10 protein-coding genes and 1 other RNA gene are annotated in these 19,517 nt (G+C 58.3%); 5 read left to right on the top strand and 6 right to left on the bottom strand.

Features of this window, described 5'->3' with window-relative positions:
• Positions 1 to 149: 149 nt before the first annotated feature.
• The gene (locus Q0336_RS03280) at positions 150 to 959 is read right to left on the bottom strand and encodes a Cof-type HAD-IIB family hydrolase (RefSeq protein WP_298525663.1); all 810 of its coding nucleotides are present in this window, start codon (positions 957 to 959) and stop codon (positions 150 to 152) included.
• A 468-nt stretch (positions 960 to 1,427) separates the two neighbouring features.
• Here Q0336_RS03280 and hemL point away from each other — a divergent pair, with 468 nt between their 5' ends.
• From hemL to pafA, 3 genes are all read left to right on the top strand, one after another.
• Complete coding sequence (hemL, locus tag Q0336_RS03275; RefSeq protein WP_298525661.1) at positions 1,428 to 2,723, top strand: glutamate-1-semialdehyde 2,1-aminomutase; 1,296 nt, start codon at positions 1,428 to 1,430, stop codon at positions 2,721 to 2,723.
• Between the two features lie 22 nt (positions 2,724 to 2,745).
• Positions 2,746 to 3,618, top strand: a complete 873-nt coding sequence (gene prmA, locus Q0336_RS03270; RefSeq protein ID WP_298525660.1) for a 50S ribosomal protein L11 methyltransferase — start codon at positions 2,746 to 2,748, stop codon at positions 3,616 to 3,618.
• A 75-nt stretch (positions 3,619 to 3,693) separates the two neighbouring features.
• Positions 3,694 to 5,352 carry an alkaline phosphatase PafA gene (gene pafA, locus Q0336_RS03265; RefSeq protein WP_298525666.1) on the top strand — a complete coding sequence of 553 codons (1,659 nt, stop codon included), beginning with the start codon at positions 3,694 to 3,696 and terminating at the stop codon, positions 5,350 to 5,352.
• Positions 5,353 to 5,604: 252 nt separating this feature from the next.
• Here the strand turns inward: pafA and Q0336_RS03260 are convergent, their stop codons facing one another.
• The 5 genes from Q0336_RS03260 to Q0336_RS03240 form a co-directional block, all read right to left on the bottom strand.
• Positions 5,605 to 8,214 carry a glycoside hydrolase family 2 protein gene (locus tag Q0336_RS03260; RefSeq protein ID WP_298525657.1) on the bottom strand — a complete coding sequence of 870 codons (2,610 nt, stop codon included), beginning with the start codon at positions 8,212 to 8,214 and terminating at the stop codon, positions 5,605 to 5,607.
• Between the two features lie 127 nt (positions 8,215 to 8,341).
• Positions 8,342 to 8,751, bottom strand: a transfer-messenger RNA (tmRNA) gene (ssrA, locus tag Q0336_RS03255).
• A gap of 370 nt (positions 8,752 to 9,121) precedes the next feature.
• The gene (locus tag Q0336_RS03250) at positions 9,122 to 9,442 is read right to left on the bottom strand and encodes a helix-turn-helix transcriptional regulator (protein WP_298525655.1); all 321 of its coding nucleotides are present in this window, start codon (positions 9,440 to 9,442) and stop codon (positions 9,122 to 9,124) included.
• A gap of 408 nt (positions 9,443 to 9,850) precedes the next feature.
• The gene (locus Q0336_RS03245; RefSeq protein ID WP_298525652.1) at positions 9,851 to 15,640 is read right to left on the bottom strand and encodes an MG2 domain-containing protein; all 5,790 of its coding nucleotides are present in this window, start codon (positions 15,638 to 15,640) and stop codon (positions 9,851 to 9,853) included.
• Positions 15,641 to 15,723: 83 nt separating this feature from the next.
• Positions 15,724 to 16,785 (bottom strand): hypothetical protein, encoded by a 1,062-nt coding sequence (locus tag Q0336_RS03240; protein ID WP_298525649.1) that lies wholly within the window; start codon positions 16,783 to 16,785, stop codon positions 15,724 to 15,726.
• 345 nt (positions 16,786 to 17,130) lie between these two features.
• Here Q0336_RS03240 and hflX point away from each other — a divergent pair, with 345 nt between their 5' ends.
• Entirely contained in the window at positions 17,131 to 18,360 is a 1,230-nt protein-coding gene (gene hflX / locus Q0336_RS03235; RefSeq protein WP_298525646.1) for a GTPase HflX, read from the top strand.
• A 29-nt stretch (positions 18,361 to 18,389) separates the two neighbouring features.
• The gene (hemH, locus tag Q0336_RS03230) at positions 18,390 to 19,511 is read left to right on the top strand and encodes a ferrochelatase (protein WP_298525643.1); all 1,122 of its coding nucleotides are present in this window, start codon (positions 18,390 to 18,392) and stop codon (positions 19,509 to 19,511) included.
• Positions 19,512 to 19,517: the final 6 nt, after the last annotated feature.

Raw genomic sequence — 19,517 nt, 5'->3', positions numbered from 1 at the left:
GAGAGAAAGCTTTATTAGGAGTGGTCAAGGGGGATATATCTTTGGGATATTAGCTAGAGCGGCTATTCGACTCGTGTAGAAATAGCCCGGGCTCAGCGTCTCGATAGAGAGGCTGAGCCCGGGCGGTGTCTTGGGGGAGGGGATGGCAGTTACTTGTCGAAGAAGAGGCGGTCGAGGGCGTAGGCGATGCCGTCTTCGTTGTTGGTCTTGGTGACGAAGTTCGCTTGCTGACGGATGTCTTCGGGGGCATTGCCCATGGCGACACCCATACCGGCCAGCTGGATCATCTCTAGGTCATTGTAGTTGTCACCGATGGCGGTGAGGTCGGCAGGAGTCCTACCGAGGACATCGAGGAGGCGAGCAAGCGAACTGCCCTTATTCACCCCGAGGGGGACGATCTCAAGGAAGTAGTCGCTGGAGCGGAAAGCCCCTACACGATCACCGAGACGCTCCTTGATGGCCGCTTCTAGGGGAATGAGCTTCTCCAGCGGGCCTACGGCAAGGCACTTGGGAAGACGCTCATCGACAGCACCGATGAAGCTACTTACCTTGCGAAGGGGCATGCCCGTGAGGACGACCTCCTTCTCAGCGTAGGGGTCATTCTCCTGCTCGCTGAGGATGCACTCTTCGGTGTAGGTCAGGATGTTCACACCGAACTCCTGAGTCAGCGCATAGACCTCGGGGATGAGATCGTCATCGAGGAGCTGTGAGCTGAGCACGTGACCCGTCGCAGCGTCGATGATCTTCCCGCCGTTGAAGGGCATGAGGTAGCCCTTATTGTCGGCTAGCTGGAGTGCCTCGGCGAACTGTCGGAGGGCAGGGGTAGGGCGACCCGAAGCGAGGATCAGGCGGGTGTCATAGTCGTGCTGGACTCGGAGCAAGGCCTCACGTACGGTGTCGGTCAGTACATGCTCCTTGGTGATCAGCGTCCCATCAATGTCTAGTGCAAGTAGTCTCATCTATTCTATATGTCTGTGTCTTAGTGTAAAGAGAACCGCCCCAAGGGTGGATATGTTGCGCTCGCCTTGGCTCAGCTGGGGGAGGCGGGGCGATGCTTCGGGATGACAAAGATATGCACCTCTCGGGAGAGGGGGATCATAGGGGGACGAAGGGACCCATTCATGGGGTCCTCGGACGACCCATGATGGCTAACTCGGGTGACCCATGAATGGGGTCTTTTTGCGACCTACGGTAGGTCGCCGAAAAAACCTACTGTGGGTCGGTCGACCGACCTACAGTAGGTCGGTGAGGCGATCCACAGTAGGTTTTATTTGGGGGCTCTCTTGGGGTGGCATCCTTCCCCCTTGCTCCGAGGGAGGAGGAGGGAAGGGCGAGGGTGCTTCGGCTTTTTGGTATAACTTTGTAAAAGAGAAACTAATAGAACGGGCGAAGCTCCCTCTCTAGCGCCTTCGTCCAATAGCTACCACATGAGAAGAACCGATACCTCTGAGGCTCTCTTCGAACGAGCCTCCCGCTATATCCCTGGCGGTGTCAATAGCCCCGTGCGTGCCTTCCGTGCCGTCGGGCTCACCCCGCTGTATATCGACCATGGACGTGGTGCTCACGTCTTCGATGCCGACGGCAATGAATACATCGACTACATTAGTTCGTGGGGGCCGCTCCTCTTAGGTCACGCCTTCCCTCCCATCCAGGAAGCCATACGGCAGGAGCTGGAGAAGGGGACGAGCTACGGGGCTTGTAATGCCCGTGAGGTCGAGATGGCCGAACTGATCTGCACGAAGTTCTTCCCCTCGGTCGAGCGGGTGCGTATGGTCAATTCGGGCACGGAGGCGACGATGAGCGCCGTGCGACTAGCCCGAGGCTATACGGGGCGAGATAAGATCATCAAGTTCGAAGGCTGTTACCACGGCCACGCCGATACCTTCCTCATCTCCGCAGGCTCAGGGCTGGCTACCTTCGGCCAGAGCTCCAGCGCCGGAGTCACCGAGCATATCATCGAGGATACGCTCGTGGCTACCTACAACGATATCGAGAGTGTCCGCCGACTCCTCGAGGAATATCGGGGGCAGGTGGCTGCCGTCATCCTCGAGCCGATCATGGGCAATATGGGGCTCATCCCCCCCGCCCCGAGCTTCCTCGAGGAACTAAGACGACTGACCGAGCTGGAGGATGTCCTGCTGATCTTCGACGAGGTGATCAGTGGCTTCCGTGCTGCACGTGGGGGCGCTCAGGAGCTCTATGGTGTGCGCCCCGACCTCACCTGCCTGGGGAAGATCATCGGTGGTGGTCTCCCCGTGGGTGCCTTCGGTGGTAGGGCCGACATCATGGAGCACTTAGCACCTCTGGGCGACGTATATCAGGCAGGGACGCTCTCGGGCAATCCCCTAGCGCTGGCAGCAGGGATCACCATGCTCCAGACCCTAGCTGAGCCCGACTTCTACACCCGACTGGAGGAGAAGGGACAAGCCTTCGAAGCGACCATCCGCCCCATCCTCGACCGCTACGGCGATCGCCTGAGCTACAATCGAGTTGGCTCGCTCTCTACGATCTTCTTCCGCTCTGGGGGAGTGCGCTCCAACGCTGAGGCTAAGGAGGCCGACACGGCTACCTATGCCCGCTACTTCCGTGGGATGATCGAGCGAGGGATCTACCTGCCGCCCTCCCAGTTCGAATGTATCTTCCTCTCCATGGCGCATACTCAGGAGGACTTTGACCGTACGGCTTCGGCCATGGACGAAGTGCTCCGTGAAGTCCTTGGTTAATTCCCTCATAGCATTAGATCCTATGCACTACCTACAGCTGACCATCAGCTACCGATACGATAGCACCAGCTCGGGTCTTAGCGAAGAAGACCTAGCCGACTGGCTCATCTCTGAGCTTGGTACGGTGGGCTTCGATAGCTTCGAGCAAGAGCCCAGCCTCATCCGAGCCTTTGTCCCCCGTGACGAGTACGATGCTACGAGCACGAAGGAAGTACTTGACACCTTCCCCGTGGCGGGCTTTGCCTACACCCTCGACCTCGAGGAACTCCCCGATATCAACTGGAATGAGGAGTGGGAGAAGAACTACTTCCAGCCCATCCTCCTCGGCGAAGGTGCGTGCCTCATCCGAGCACCCTTCCACGCTTCCCAGCCCGAGGTGGGGATGGAGATCATCATCAATCCCAAGATGGCCTTCGGCACAGGCAACCATGAGACGACTTCACTCGTCGGCGAGTGGATCCTCTCGCATTCGGTCGAGGGACTGCGTGTGCTCGACATGGGCTGCGGTACAGGGATCCTCGGGCTCATCGCCCTCAAGCGTGGTGCCCGCCATCTGACGGCGATCGACATCGACCCTTGGGCCTATGCCAATGTCCAAGAGAATGCGACCCTCTCCTCCCTCTCCATCGATGAGATCATCTGTGGCGATGCCTCGGCCCTCGAGGGGAAGGCAGGCTATGATCTGATCCTAGCGAATATCACCCGCAACATCCTGCTGGAGGATATGCCCCGCTACCGTGCTGTCATGCTCCCTGGTGCTAGCCTCGTGCTGAGTGGCTTCTATGAGGAAGATATCCCACTGCTACGTGCCCGAGGAGAAGAACTTGGCCTCACCTTCGTCATGAGCGAGGTGCGCCATCGCTGGAGCCTTGTGGAGCTTCGCCTTCAAGCCTAACCAAAGACAATAGATCCTCTATCAAACAATACACTTATGAAACCAAACAAGTATTTCCGTTCGCTCGCACTTGGCATGCTCGCCCTAGTGACAGCAGGCAGTGCCGTAGCAGCTCCACGCCACGGACGACCACGCATCGTCGTGACGATGATGGTAGACCAGATGACTTGGGATTACCTCTACCGCTATCAGCATCGCTTCGTCGAGGGGGGCTTCAAGCGTCTGATGACGCAGGGCTTCAACTGCGAGAATACACGTATCAATTACCTGCCAGCCTACACCGCCATCGGTCATAGCTCCGTGCACACAGGGAGTGTACCCTCCATCCACGGCATCGCAGGTAATGACTTCTTCAAGGATGGTAAGCCCATCTACTGCACGCAGGATACGACCGTCTCCTCCGTCGGTGCGCCTAATAGCTTCAGCGGACAGATGTCCCCTCGCAACCTGCTCACCACGACTATCGCCGATGAGCTACGTATCGCTACGAACTTCCGCTCCCGCACCATCGGGGTGGCCATCAAGGACCGTGCTTCGATCCTGCCCGCAGGCCATACGACCAACGGTGCCTATTGGCTCGACGACAAGACGGGCAACTTCATCACCAGCACCTACTACCGCTCTGAGCTCCCCGACTGGGTCAAGCGCTTCAATGCCCGTGGTCGTGTCGCTGAGCTCCTCAAGGACGGCTGGAGCACGCTCTATCCGATGAATACCTATCTGGAGAGTACGGCCGATGCTACGGAGTATGAGCAGCCTTGGGACAAGGAAGGGAAGTTCCCCGCTACGCTCCCCCTCAATACCGCTGAGCTCTCTAAGAAGAATGGTCCTGGGGTCATTCGTACCACCCCCTTCGGGAATACCCTCACTTTCGAGATGGCTAAGGCAGCGATCGAAGGCGAAAGCCTAGGTGCTCGCCTCGATGAGACCGACTTCCTAGCTATGAGCCACTCGGCTACGGACTATGTCGGTCACCGCTATGGCACCTTCGCTGTGGAGACCGAGGATACCTACCTGCGCCTAGACAAGGATCTGGCAGACTTCCTGAGCTACCTCGATGGGAAGTTCGGCCGTGATGGTTACCTCTTCGTCTTGACGGCAGACCACGCTGCTGCACACAACCTGACCTTCAACCGTGATCATAAGATCCCAGGGCAGGCCTATCGTAGTGACCAAGCTCGCCAGATCATTGATTCCGCTGCTCGTGCCTTCATCGGGAAGGATGTCAAGGTACTGCAGGCCTATCTGAACTATCAGGCTTTCTTCAACAACGACCGCATCGACTCGCTCGGCATCGACCGTATGGGCCTCCTTCGTGCCGTCAGCAAGGCCCTCCGTGATCGCCTACCAGGGACGGCTTACGCTGTGCCCGCTGAAGAGGTGGCGACAGCTACCATCCCTGAAGCGATCAAGACACGTATCATCAACGGCTACCGCAAGGGTCGTAGCGGGGATATCTTCCTCGTACCCGATCCAGGATGGTACTCACGCTCCAACGGCGCTCTCCCTCAGGGTACGACCCACGGAGTATGGTCGCCCTACGACACGCACATCCCTCTGATCTTCATGGGGCACGGTATCCGTCCAGGGCATCTCTATCGTGAGACCTACATCACCGACATCGCAGCTACGCTGGCTGCCCTGCTGAAGACGCAGTATCCTACGGGCTGTATTGGCTTCCCTATTACCGAAGCCTTCGCTCCTGAGAAGGCACCACAGCCTCGTCGTAAGTAGACCCTATCCCTAAAGCGGAAACTAGAAAGCCACCCCGAGAAGAGGGAACTCTTCTCGGGGTGGCTTCTTTCTTGTGGGGTTATTCCCCTTGGTCTAGGTCATCTAGAGATGGCTCTAGGATAGCCCCAAATAAAACCTACTGTAGGTCGCATGAGCGACCTACAGTAGGTCGGTGAGACGACCCACAGTAGGTTTTTTCGGCGACCTACCGTGGGTCACTTTTTCCCTCCCTCGTGGAGGGCATTCCTTCGGCTAGGGATGGTAGTTGATCGCACGGAGGTAGAGCTTAGGGATGCGCTTGCTGGAGGAAGGAATGCGTCGTGTCGCCTTCACCACGTAGGTCTCACCAGGGAGCACATCGAAGAAGTTCTCCGATAGATGCCAGCCTTCCTCCTCGAGGTCGAGGTAGACATCCTTGAGGAGAAGTCGGCTCTCCAGCGTGATCTGTAGCGTATCACCTACCCAGCCCATCGAGATGGTGGGCTTATCTCCCGAGGCACGGAGATCGGGAAGCTCCAGCTCCTTGGTCTTGACGGCGTAGTCGGTGTACTGCGAGATGAGCGCTCCCGTCTTCTTGTCCCGTAGCTCATAGAGGATATAGCTACTGCGAGCTTCCTCTGGGGTCTGGATGAGCTGCTCCATAGGTAGGGGAAGGGCGATGCTTCCCACAGCACCACGGGCGATCGTCTGCTCGGGGAAGACATGGACACGTAGGATGGCCCCTGAGAACGTACGTACCTCGGCAGAGAGGCGCACTTGTCGATCCTTAGGCAGCGGGTCGTGAGCAATGCGGATCATCCTCTGGGCAGTGTCGGGGACGAGGATGATGGGCTCGAAGGCACGCTTCGCCTCGTACTGAAGACCCTTCCACACGCCGTAGTAGTCGAGGCTCGACCAAGAGACGGCAGGCCAAGCATCGTTGAGCTGCCAGTAGAGGCTACCCATACAGTAGGGGGCAGCGGCACGCTGAGCTCGTATGCCGAGGGCGATACCTCGCCCCTGCATCACCTGAGAGAGATAGACGAAGTCCTCGAAGTCTCGGGGCTCGGGATAGTCCTGACGGATGTAGTGAAGGATCACATCATTGCCGATGCTGCTCTTCTGGTGTCCCTTCATCACAGCACTCTCCAGATCATAGTCTTCGGGCAGGGCAAAGCGTCGGATACTCGAGAGCATCGGGAAGGACTGCACCCCAAACTCGCTCATGAAGCGAGGCATGCGCTCCCGTAGGATCTCGAAGGGCTCACGGCCGTACCATACACCCCAGTAGTGGCTTTCGCCTAGACCCAGTTCCTTGGGTCGCCCCCAGTTCACCGTGTCGGGACTACTCTCTATATAGGAGCGAAGGGGATCCTCCTCTCGGAGGGTCTCGGGTATCAGTTTGCAGAAGAGAGCTTCGTAGTCTCGCCAGAAGCGCTGGTACACTTCGGTGGGGTAGCGCTTAGCCCATCCCCAGTACTTCAGACCCTCACGGATCTCATTATTCCCACACCAAGTAGCGATGCTGGGGTGCTGACGAAGGCGACGGATATTGTAGCGGAGTTCGTGCTCGACATTGCTTAGGAAGGCCTTATCACCAGGGTAGGCGGTGCAGGCGAACATGAAGTCCTGCCAGATGAGGATCCCTCGGGCATCGGCCTCGTCATAGAAGGCTCCTTCCTCGTAGGTACCACCACCCCAGACACGAAGCATGTTGAAGTGCGAACGGGTGATATCCTCGAAGAGTTGCTTGCGATCCCCGTCGGTGCGAGTAGGGAGAAGGAGTGTCCCAGGGATATAGTTCGCTCCCTTGGCGAAGAAGGAGAGTCCATTGACCTTAAAGAAGAAGCTCCGCCCGTCCTTATCCTCCTCACGCACCAGCTCGATCGTGCGGAAGCCTACGTGGAAGCGTGTTTCATCAAGTACGCGTCCCCGAGCTCCACGACGGAGCTCAAAGCGGGCTTCGTAGCGGTAGGGCTTACCAAGACCATTCGGCCACCATAGCTGAAGCTTGGGGAGGGCGTGGAGTCCGCCCTTCGCAGTAGGCTTCACGAAGTCTGCTAAGGGGGCTACTCGGCTGAATACCTTCTTCCCATCTGCATCGTATAGGCTGTAACTGAGGTGGGTAGCCTCACTCCCCGAGATGGCACCCTCGGGGAGACGTACCTCGATGGGCAGTCGGCGCTCGGGGTGATAGGTGATGACGGGGCGTTCGGCGAAGTGGGTCGCTCCTCTCAGAAGCAAGCGCACGGGTCGCCAGATACCGATGGTGATCATGCGTTCGCCCCAGTCCCAGCCGTAGTGGTAAGGTGCCTTGCGGGTGAAGACAGAGAGATGCTTCTCGGCATGATCGTTGTCCGCAGGGTAATTGATCCCTCCTGCAGCGTCGTAGAGGGGGAGGGCTGCTTGGAGCGGGGAGCGGAAGCGTACCTCTAGGGTATTCGATGCCTTCACCCAACGGCGGACATCCACCTCGTGCCCCACGAACATATTTTCCGCCTCGAGGATCTTTGTCCCATTGAGGTAGACGGAGGCATAGGTATCGAGCCCCTCGAAGAGGAGGTGTATCGACGGGCGCTGGAGCTGCTCCGTGGTGAGGGAGAAGGTGCACTGATAGGTCCAGTCACGCTCACCGACCCATTGGATCGAGTCTTCTGCGAGGCGGAAGTAGGGATCGGGTAGCTTGCCGAGGCGAATGAGGTCCTGCTGGACGACCCCAGGCACGCTAGCGGGATAGACTTCGCTCTTCCCTGCCTCGTGGAAGGTCCAACCCTTGCTGAGGGTGAGCGTATCGGAGTGCACAGAGGCTCGGGTATCTATAGACTGCATCGAGAGAAGTGCGAGAGCTCCAGCGAGGAGCCCGTGGAGACGTGATCTAAGCATCTTGAGATGGGTGAGTACGAGTAAGACGAGGGGGAGAAGGTGCTCTCCTAGGGCAAAAGTACCCTTTATAAGCGAAAGGCGACAGAGCTGCTCCTCGGTGGGAGGCTCTGTCGCCTTTTGCTTTCGGGTGTGGAGATGCGGGGAGTCGAACCCCGGTCCAAACACGGAACTAATCTGCTTTCTACATGTTTATCCTCACTTTAGGTTTTCGTGCACCGCCCGCGACTGAGGCTACCATAGGCCGTGCCTTATCCCTCTAAATACACTCCCAAGCCAAGGGCAAGCATTGGGCCAGTCTCCGATTTTCCGGCACCACTATGATCAAGTCGCCTCGGTGAGAAGGGCTACCTGAGTGATGTCTCGTCACAACAGTCTGTCGTCGTGATGAAGCGTCGAACCTACTCTATTCGGTTACGCAGCGAGAGCGTAGTTATTTTCGCCAGTTGAATTTTTGCTCTGTGAGATTAGAGTGCTCACAAGCCTTGCACTACATGCTTACAAACCACTTCTTCATGCTGTCAAAGCCAGGTCATCCCCATACGGTTTGTACGACAAAGATAGTGAAAAGCCCCGAACACTGATGCTCAGCGATCTAGCTCTATATTTCAGACGCTCCTCCCCACAACCCCAGAGGCGACTCACACTGCCGCTTGTGGCTACCCTCTGGAGGAAGCAAAAAACGACCCACGGTAGATCGGTCGACCGACCTACCGTGGGTCGGTGAGGCGACCTACTGTGGGTTTTTCTTGCGACCTACCGTAGGTCGTTTTTGCCCCCCCTCGAAAGTCCCTTGTCTACAGGCGGGGAAGAGGGCTGTTTTTGCCGTGGTGAAGTCACGTCATTCGCCTAGTGCGTAGGGCTTACTTCCACTTCATGTAGAAGTTGGTAGCTTGTCTGAGGAGAACAGCTATACCTTCTTGCTGGCACGACGGCGCTGGGTGAGGGAGAGGTCTTGGAGGCGACGGCCTAGTTCGTCCTCGCCCGCTAGGTGAAGGAGATCATCCTCCAGCTGAAGGGCATAGAGGACACGAGCGTAGATGCCGATAGATACAGAGGGCGAACCCTTCTCGATACGAGCGACCGTGAGAGGCGAACAGGTAGCACGCTCGGCGATCTGAGCCATGCTGAGGTTGCGACGAAGTCGGGCAAGCTTGATCTGCTCTCCCACGATCTGCATCTTCTGCTCTAGTTTGCGGGGAAGCTTCGTCCCCATCGTATTCTTTGCCATAGTATCAACCTATCATATTTTATGCAAATATAGATAATTATAATCTTTATTATATGTATTGATGGTTAAGGATTACGCTTGGGATCTCCTTCGTAAAGGGCAGAGGAGATAGAAGAAAACGAGCGTCAAAGAATGAGGAAGAAGAGCAGATGAGTCTCCTGCCTTTTTGTGCTCGGAGGTAGAGGCTACTTGCAGGAGGTCTAGAGGCTCGTCTACCAGCCTAAGTAAAGGCAACTCAAGACTAAGAATAGGGTGACTTAGGGAGGGGCGAAAAACGACCCACGGTAGATCGGTCGACCGACCTACCGTGGGTCGGTGAGGCGACCTACTGTGGGTTTTTCTTGCGACCTACCGTAGGTCGTTTTTTGGGGTGTCTGAAGGCCTTTGTCTACAGGCAGGGAAGAGGGGCTAGCGGAGGGGCTTGACGGTGACGCTCTGACCAGCGGCGGTGTGCGCCGAGAAGTCGGGGGCGTAGCAGGAGACGACACGAGTGACTGTGCCCGTGAACTGCCCCGCTCGGGCGACATACTGATCGTAGTCGAGTGTGTAAGTGCCTCGGTTAAGGTGGTCGAAGTAGAAGTTTGTGACGGCATCCATCGGTTCGACATAGTAGCCCGTGCCTGCACCCCAAGTATAGCCGGGGCGCTGCTGTACCGGTTCGCAGTAGCCTGGGCGAGGATCGGAGAGCTTCACGAAGTCCATCCCTTGATCAAGAGTAAGGGTGATGCGGGTGCGCAGACGGTCACCCACATGGAGCTCGTGCCCTTCGGAGAGGGGAAGGAGTTGCTCTCGGTCTCCTTGCTCCCTGAGGAGGAAGACCTCACGGGTGAGGCGAAGCTGTTTGCCCCGAGCTTCGACGCGTGCCGTGGGAAGGACATAGGAGGCTGTGGCACTTCCCCAGTAGACACCTGCCTCGGACTGGCTGACACGCAGGAGGGTGTCGGGGCGGGAGCTCGGAGAGAGGGGTAGGGAGAGGTGGATCCGCTGCCCAGAGAGCTGGAGGCTGGGAGCCCCTAGGAGTGGGAGCTCGGCACGTAGCTGGGTGTTGGCGGAAGCCTTCTGAGGGTGGTCGCCGAGGGTAAGGGCGTGTATGGCTTCGGCAGACAGCAGTTCGGAGCTCCACGAAGTTGTCCTCTTCTGGGCGATGATCCAGCGCTTCATCCCGTCGATATGCTCGGTGTCCAGTGGGCTGAGACGGGAGAAGAGTTCGATCGTCTCCACGAGAGCGGGGAGGGTGCGATCAAGCCACGAATAGCTCTCTGACTGCAGGCGAGCGAAGAAGAAGCCCGTCTCATCCTCCTTGAGGTGCTGGCGGAGCGATTCGGCAAGGTCCTTAGCTAGTGCCTTCTGCCCCGCAAGGAGGAGGACAACAGCCGCACGGGGCTTGCTGTCTAGGGGGAGGCGGTGTGCTTCGCTCCGTAGCTTGGCGAGGAAGTAGCGCTCGGCACGCTCACCCTCGGCGGAGAGGCTCTGGAGCTCGTGCTCCTTCGCTAGCGCCGAGAGATAGAGGTAGTCTAGCCCTGTGTGGGGGATGAAGACCTTCTTCTCCCGCTTAGCCTTCTGGATCTGGGCAAGATCCTTCACTGCTTGGGCGTTGAGCGCTCCTATGCCTCGGCGGACCATCGAGCTGAGGCGGAGGCGAATGCCTTGCTCCAGCCCTTCGGTGGCGGAGAGACGAAGGAGGATGCGTAGGACGTACTCGGTGGTGTAGAGGCTACCCTTCATGCCTGGGTACCATGACCATAGGCCGTCGGAGCCCTGTAGGTCACTCAGGCGCTTGAGGAGTTGGTCTGAGGTGGTGGCTTGATCCGAAGCGAGGAGGAAACGGGCGAGCTTCTGCTCCTCTTCCCGCTCGTCCTTGAGGGTCGTAGCCCAAGGAGTTTCGGAGAGGAGGCTATCTCGGCCTAGGAGCTTGCCGTAGCTCGTACCCGTGCTGACGGAGTCCGATGAGGCGAGGACTTCCTCAGCCCAGCTACGTAGCAGGGGATCTTCCGCTAGGCGACGGGCGATCCCTTCGGCATAGAGGGCAGCGGCAGCGGAGAAGGCCGAAGCATCCTTGCTGTAGCCTAAGGTAGGGAGGGCGGTGAGAGCGAGCATCGAGGCTCGTCCCTGCAGGGTGAGGGTGAAGCGTCCTGCCTCGGGAAGTGAGCCATCGGAAGGGAAGAGCGAAGCAAGCGAGATCGTCTCCTCTCCAGCTCGATGTCCCGTGAAGGCCAGCGTCTCGGTGATGCGCTCCCGCTCGGAGAGGACGGGTAGGAGATGCTGCTCCCCATCGGAGGAATGTGCTCCTCGAGCGATGAGGCGAATACCCACGGACTCTAGTCCAGCGTAGCCTGAGAGAGCGACGGTGATGGGGGAGGCGGAGCTGGGGGCGACGCTGAAGTTCACCTCTTGAGTATGGCGGATGGCTTGGGTGGTAGGATCGAAGAGTTCGATAGTGAAGCGCCCCCGTTGCTCCTGCTGTGTCTCGTTGCGGATCTCGGTGACGAGGAGAGGACTGTCGCCCTCACGAAGGAAGCGAGGGAGGGTGGGGCGGATGCTGAACTCTCGGTAGGTCTCTATGGAGCGGGTCGTGCAGAGATTGTCTAGACTCTTATTGTGCGCCATGAGGATCAACCGCCAGCGGGAGAGGCGCTCAGGGGAACGGAAGGTCCAGCTGACACGACCCTTCCCGTCGGTCGTGAGGCGTGGCAGGTAGAAGGCATTCTCCGAGAAGTCTTGGCGGAGCTTGACTTGGGGAGGAGTCTCGTCCGGTGAGTCGGAAGCCTCGGCGAAATCAAGGCTTTTCCTTTTCGCTCCAGCGGAGAGAAGTCTGGGGTTCGGCACTGAAGCTACTACGACCCTCATCGTCATTGTTTCCGCTCTACTTCCGTAGAGTGAGGATTCGATGTAGAATAGTCCGTCCTCGAGAGCTAGGTCCTCTTCATCCTGACCTCCCTTGTCCTTCGGGAGGTAGGGTGATAGGAAGCGCCCTTGTCCCTTATCCTGCTGCCAGAGCTGGAACCAAGGTGACTGGGGCAGGAGACCACGGGTGCTGAGCGAGAGGTCGCTACCGTAGGTGCCGAGGAGTCCACGGCTTCGGGTGTCGGAGAGACGTAGGGCAGGCTCCCACAGGGCGAGACTGCCGAAGGCCTCCAGCGAAGCATCGTACATCCAGAGGGCGACTGCCGTGCTGTCGGCGGGCTTACCATCGGGGCGGCGGAGGGTGAAGCTCCAGGTCTCCTCTTCTCCGGCACGTAGGCGATCACGGAAGCTCTCCCAAGAGACCTGTAGCTCCTTATGGGGCTGGACACGGTGAAGGGTAGTGGTCTCCTCGAGGAGACGACCACTCTGTACGGTGTAGAGGCGTAGGGTGACCTCTTCGGGCTCTATCTCGAGCTTCGAGAGGTCAATAGGGAGGGACTGGATCACGCCCGCTGATGGGCGGAGCATCCCCGAAGCGATAGGTCCACTCTGACTATAGGCGTGGTAGAAGACATAGGCGTCCTGTAGGCTCGTCGCCCAGTAGACGATGGGTTGCTGCTGTCTGCTGTAGGTGCCGTCGCCTGCGGAGAGTAGGAGGGGTGTACGGAGATCTGCTATCCTCTTGTCTCGTCCAGAGTCGAAGAGATAGAAGGCCGCCTCCCCTTCGTAGGAGAGGGAATCTCTGTAGCGAGTGGAGTAGGAGAGTTCGTAGCGTCCCGAGGGGGAGGAGCGTAGAGCGGAGGCGAGGTTGACGGCGCTATCTATTGGGGTGGTACCCTCAAGCAAGGTCTTCCCCTTCTGCTTGATCTGGTAGCTGACCAGCTGTGGTTCTGCTCCTTCCTTAAGGCTGGGGCTGGTGAAGGTGAGGGTAGCCTTCCCGCTTTGCTTATCGATGAACTGGGACAACTTTACCTCTAATTCCCCGACGGTATGACCTAAGGGGATGCTTAGGTGGGCTTCGTGGGTCTCACCCGTGACATCCGTAGCCGTCACCGAGAGCGTATAGCGGTACCAAGGGAAGAAGAGCTTCTCTTCTCGCTCTAGAGGCACTCTGGGATCCTCGGGAAGGGGTATAGCGAGTGTGAAGCGACCTGAGGCATCTGTCATCACGACGGAGTCAAGCTGACTCTCCGAAGGGTCTGAGTCTGCACTCTTCGACTCTAGGCTCCAGAGATGCATGAGCCTCTGTAGCTGGTAGCGGATACGAGCGCCAGCGACGGGGCTTCCGCTGAGGGTGCGGACGGAGCCGGTGATGGGTAGGGTGCTCCCGAAGGTGAAGGGCGGTTTGGGAGCGTCGAGCGTCAGTTCGATCTCAGGACGCTTGTACTCGAAGACCGAGAAGATGAGGAGCTTCGAGCCACTATCCTCCGTAGAGCCTCTGGGGGTCCGTACCTCTAGTAGTGCTGTATACGTACCTGTCAGTCCGCCTGTGGGGAGCTGTAGGTCGGCGGTGAAGCGTCCGTAGCTGTCGGTCTCTACCTCAAGGGTCTTAATGGTGGTGTGGGTCACATCCCAGATGGTGATCCTTAGGGGAAGATGGGGGGCTACCTTCGCCTCCTCGGCGTGGGGACGTAGGGTGGAGAGGACTCCGTAGAAGTGCACGGTCTGCCCTGGTCGGTAGGCAGGGCGATCGGTGATGAAGTACCCTTCGTTGGTGTAGAGCGCCTTGAGGTCAAGGAGGCGACTTCTACCCTCACTGAGGTAGGCATAGTCCTGTGCTATGAGGGGATCTTCTGCCGAGGCGAGGGAGTAGGAGCGATCGCCGGGGAGGAGGGGGTAGCGCCCTGTAGCGTCGCTCTTGACCTTGGTGGGGGTAGAGCCCTTTGTCTCGTCGCGGTAGACGAGGAAGGAGGTGTCGGAGAGGGGTGCACCCGTGAGGGCGTGGAGCCACTGATGGCACTCCTTATTGTCCTCGAAGAGCCATAGGTAGACGTAGTTCGTACGCAGGAGGTCATGTGTGTGGGTAAGGCTCTTCGTCGAAGCCTCGGGTGATAGTTCGTAGTCGATGACTACCCTGTAGTTGCCTACATCGGGCGTGTGGAGGGTGATGGTTTGGTTGGCTTCACCTCGGCCAAGGCTATCGAGGTCGAAGGTGACGACCTTCGTCTCTATGGGCTTCATTCCTGCGGTGATCTTCCACTCCTTCTCCTCAGGGCGACGGATCTTAGGAGCCCTGTAGAGGCGGATGGTGGCACGGGTGACGAGGTAGGGCTTGGATAGGCGGATTGGGATCTCTGTGCTGGCGATGAGTTGCTGGGGCACATGCTCGTCGATCGAGGCGCTGCGCTGCTCTTCGATCCAGCTACGTAGGGCACGTCGAGACCCTTCGCTCAGCTTCGTCCCTTCCCTCAGTATGGTCTCGAGGAAGCGAGCCTGACGGAGCTGACGGTAGGGATAGAAGCCATAGAGCCAGAAGGTATAATTATTGAGTTCGGGGTAGCTCCTATACTTCTGTACGAAGGCGGAGAGTAGACGTGCCTGCTCCTCGGGTTTGATCTTCTTCCTCTGCTCTGAGAGGAGCTGGCTGAGGGCTTCCTGCTCTACGAGGCTTCGGAAGTAGACGCTACTTCCCTGCTCAGCTATGGGGGTGAGAGCCTTGAGCACTTGGCGCTTGATCTCCCTTCGCTCAGGGGTGGTGATCTCCCGAAGGATCTGGATCAGTTGGGTGCCGAGGGTCTCTTCTCCTGTCACGCCCCCCGAGGTGGAGAAGAGCGCTTTGTAGGGGTGTAAGGGGGCACTGAGCACCTGTCCTTCGGCGAGGACTTCTCTGATGAGTCGGGTGTAGAAGGCGGTGTACTGAGCCTCCTCCCACTTCTCAGGATCGATGGGGTCGGTCTGGGTGGCGATGACCTCGCCTCGCCGGTAGTAGGAGCGATCATGCTCCTGATAGTAGTCGATGGTGAAGAGGGCGAGTACTACCTGATCGCTGGGGGAGAGCCAAGGCTTCTTGCGTAGCTCATCGAGCGTCTTGTAGGCGGTCTGAGGGCTCTCGGGATCGAGGAGGAGCTGCTTCTTCCACAGGGTGCTATACCCTTGGAGTAGAAGGGTGATGTTCTGCTTCTTCTCCCCTAGCTGGATGAGGTCTTGAGCGGCCTTGATCGCATCCTGAGGGCGGTCCTTCTTATCACTTTGCTGGAGCTTCATCTGGGTCTGTTTCGGCGTGGTCGTCTCCCGTCGCTGTGCCCCTAGGGGGAGGCTTAGACCGAGGGCGAGGAGCAGGATATATCGGTACATGATCGGGGTGTCAAGGGGGTGAATGGATCTGCTTCGTTCCAGCAAAGGTGGGGGTGAGGAGGGGCTCGGTGTCCCCTCCCACCCTAGTCGGCTCGGATGAGACGGACAGGACGACGGAGGCTAAGATCAGTGCTGGGCATCCATCGGGGGAGGAAGAGGTTCATCGTCGCGAGGACGAAGGCCTCCGTCGTACCACGACCCCAGTAGTCGCCTACTTCGGGCTGTCGGGAGTAGCGCCCATCGATACCGTAAGTGGCACCGACGATGGGGAGGTCAAGCGTACGATCTTCCCAGAGGAACTCCGACAGGTAGCTTCCTACCCAGGTGGGGAAGAGCTGTTCGTCGTGGTGAGGCCCTAGGTAGCGAGCCTTGATGCGGAGCACGGGTACGGGGCGCTGAGGGATGAGCTCATAGACGAAGACGCTCAGCTGGCTATTGTCTTGAGCGTAGGTGCTCCCTCGCTGCTCGCTCCTTGCGAAGCGGATAGCGGTCATGAAGGGTGAGCTCGGCCAGTACTTGAAGGTCGAGCTGTAGATCTTGGTCTTCCCTCCGATGGTCATCTCTTCGTCGATGGTGAGCGATGTGACTTCTCGTGAGAGGAGTCTCTGGAGCTTGCTGATGGGGATGAGCCCTTCTATCTCATGCTGGGTAGGGAGGCGATAGGTGTGACCCTGATAGGAGATCTTCATCTCTGTGGCCTCGTCGTAGGAGAAGAGACCCGAGAGGATCTTGGGGCTACCCACGAGGCTAGCGCCGTCGCTGGCTACATTGTGCGGGGCGAAAAGGTGGACAGGCCAAGGCTCTCCGTCGCCCGAGATAGCGACACGGAACCACAGGTTGTCCTTCGTCTCTGGATGTCTGAAGTGAAGGAGAGCCATCCCCTGCTGACGGCCATGGACTTCGAAGCCCTGAGGGGTGGCACGTACCTCAGCTACCTGAGGGTGACTATTCTCCAGGAGCTTGTAGCCCGAGTATTTCTCAGCACGGATCGTCACGGTCTCTGAGACTCGGATGGGTTGCTTCTGGAGGAATTCGAGGGTCCCGTAGTCGTAGGGCTCGGGGCGGGGTGTTTCTTCGATCTTGCCACAAGCTCCTAGGAGAAGTAGGAGGGCGACGAGGAGCGAGAGGGGGCGTAAGGCGTTCATCTGGAGATGAGGGTGAGGTGGGTACTTCAATTAGGTAGGGGCGGGGAGGTGTCTTCCCCTATGTCCCGATGAAGCAAATGTACGAAAGAATGGGCAAAGCTCAAGGCCTCTAAATGAGTACTTTCTGGGCTTGTCTAGAGCGGGCTTTGGAGGAGGTAAAAAGGACTCTACGGTAGGTCGCCGAAAAAACCTACTGTGGGTCGCAAGGACGACCTACCGTGGGTCGGTGAGGCGACCCACAGTAGGTTTTCGGAGCGGTCTATTTGGAGGTGTCCAGAAGCTGCTCGGCGAGGCTCTCCCCTCGGCGGTGGATATTCCTCGTATTATCGTATTTTTGTCCAGATTATGAGAGAGTTTATCATTACCGAAGCCAAATCCGAGGAAGCAGTCCTCGTAGGGCTCATCACCAAAACTCAGAACGAAGAGCAGGCCAAGGAGTATCTCGACGAACTGGACTTCCTCTCCCGTACTGCTGGGGTCAACCCCGTCAAGCGCTTCATCCAGCGACTGGAGCAGGCGCATTCGGTGACCTTCGTCGGCAAGGGCAAGCTGGAGGAGATCCGTCAGTATGTCGAGGAGCATGAGATCGGTCTGGTCATCTTCGACGACGAACTTAGTCCCAAGCAGCTGCGTAATATCGAGCAGACCCTCAAGGTCAAGATCCTCGACCGTACCAGCCTCATCCTAGATATCTTCGCCTCACGAGCTACCACGGCCTACGCCAAGACGCAGGTCGAGCTAGCGCAGTATCGCTATATGCTCCCCCGTCTTACCCGCCTGTGGACGCACCTAGAGCGTCAGCGTGGGGGTGTGGGGATGCGTGGCCCTGGTGAGACGCAGCTCGAGACCGACCGACGCATCATCCAGGATCGCATCGCCCATCTCAAGGCAGAGCTCAAGGTCATCGACCGCCAGATGTCCATGCAGCGCAAGAATCGTGGTAAGCTCGTGCGTGTCGCCCTCGTTGGCTATACCAACGTCGGGAAGTCCACGCTGATGAATGTGCTCGCCAAGAGTGAGGTCTTCGCTGAGAACAAGCTCTTCGCCACCCTCGATACGACCGTGCGTAAGGTCATCGTCCACAACCTCCCCTTCCTCCTCTCCGACACCGTGGGCTTCATCCGCAAACTCCCCACGGAGCTCATCGAGTCCTTCAAGAGTACGCTCGACGAAGTGCGTGAGGCAGACCTCCTACTCCACGTGGTGGATATAGCGCACCCCAACTTCGAGGAGCATATCGATGTCGTGACCTCTACCCTCAGGGAGATCTCTGCGGGTCAGGAGCAGCCGACGATCTTGGTCTTCAACAAGATCGATGCCTTCACCTTCGAAGAGCGAGATGAGGATGACCTCGGCGAACGTACCCGACGCAATATCAGCCGTGAGGAGCTCGAGCAGACTTGGATGGCTAAGCTGGGAGAAGCTGGCTGTATCTTCATCTCCGCCAAGACTGGCGAAGGGGTCGACGAACTGAAGCAGCTTCTCTACGACCGCGTCAAGGAGATCCATGTCCAGCGCTTCCCCTACAATGACTTCCTCTTCCAGGACTACCACGATCTGGAGTCCGAAGACTAAGCCTCCCTCGATACCTTCCTATCCAACCTATGACTTCAGCTCGCCCCGCCCTCTACGGAGCGCACTATACCTCCCGACGGGCTGTGCTCGTCCTCAATCTCGGTTCGCCCGATTCGCCCGAGGTCAAGGATGTAGCCAGCTATCTGCACGACTTCCTCACGGATCGTCGTGTCGTCGGCCTCAGTAGACATATTCGCCACTTCCTCGTCGATCGGATCATCATCCCTCGGCGTGCCCCTCGGTCGGCAGAGAACTACCGTACTATCTGGGACGAAGAGGGGAAGACCTTCCCGCTCATCGCCCATACAGCATCCATCGCAGATCAGCTCTCTCGCCAGCGTGAGTGCCCCGTCGCTGTGGGCATGCGCTACGGCAACCCCTCGACTGCTGAGGCGCTCTCTGCTCTAGCGGCCTTGCCATCGGTAGAGGAGCTCGTCATCGCTCCCCTCTACCCGCACTATGCGCAGAGCAGCTATGAGACAGCCGTGGCCTTCGTGCTTACAGAGCTGGAGCGTCTGAAGCTTCGCCCGCTGAAGCTCAGTCTCCTGCCAGCCTTCTACGACGCACCGGAATATCGCTCTGTGCTAGCCGATCATGTGCGAGAGCACCTGCCCGAGCACTTCGATCGTCTGGTGGTGTCGATGCATGGCATACCTACTTCGCATCTGCATAAGGCTTGTAGAGCCAAGAACGGACATACGAGCCATTGCCTCGATCGGCAGGCGTGGCACAAGGAGCATGGTGAGGAGGATTGCTACCGCTTGCATAGCGAGGCGACCCGCCATGCCTTAGCAGAAGACCTCAGCCTCCCACAGCGACAGGTCGAGCTGGTGTACCAGTCTCGTCTGGGCTTCCACCCGTGGCTCCAGCCCTATATGAGCCGTCGTGTAGAGCAGTTCGCCGCCGAGGGTGTAGAGCGTCTAGTCGTAGTCTGTCCGGGCTTTGTCTGCGATTGTCTGGAGACGATCCAAGAGATAGATGACTACTACCGAGGACGCTTCCTCGCCACAGGAGGGAAGCACTTCTCCTACATCCCTTGTCTGAATAGCTCACCAGCATTTGTCAGCGCACTGAGCACCCTCGTTGATAAGACCTTCGCTGATCCGAGCTGTCGGATCGGTACCCCCATACCTACTAAGTATCAGTACTAATCGTTT

The organism is uncultured Porphyromonas sp. (assembly GCF_938039215.1).
Taxonomy (GTDB): Bacteria; Bacteroidota; Bacteroidia; order Bacteroidales; family Porphyromonadaceae; genus Porphyromonas.
Note: the sequence above shows the minus strand (reverse complement) of the source record. Positions and strands in the feature narration are given on the sequence as shown.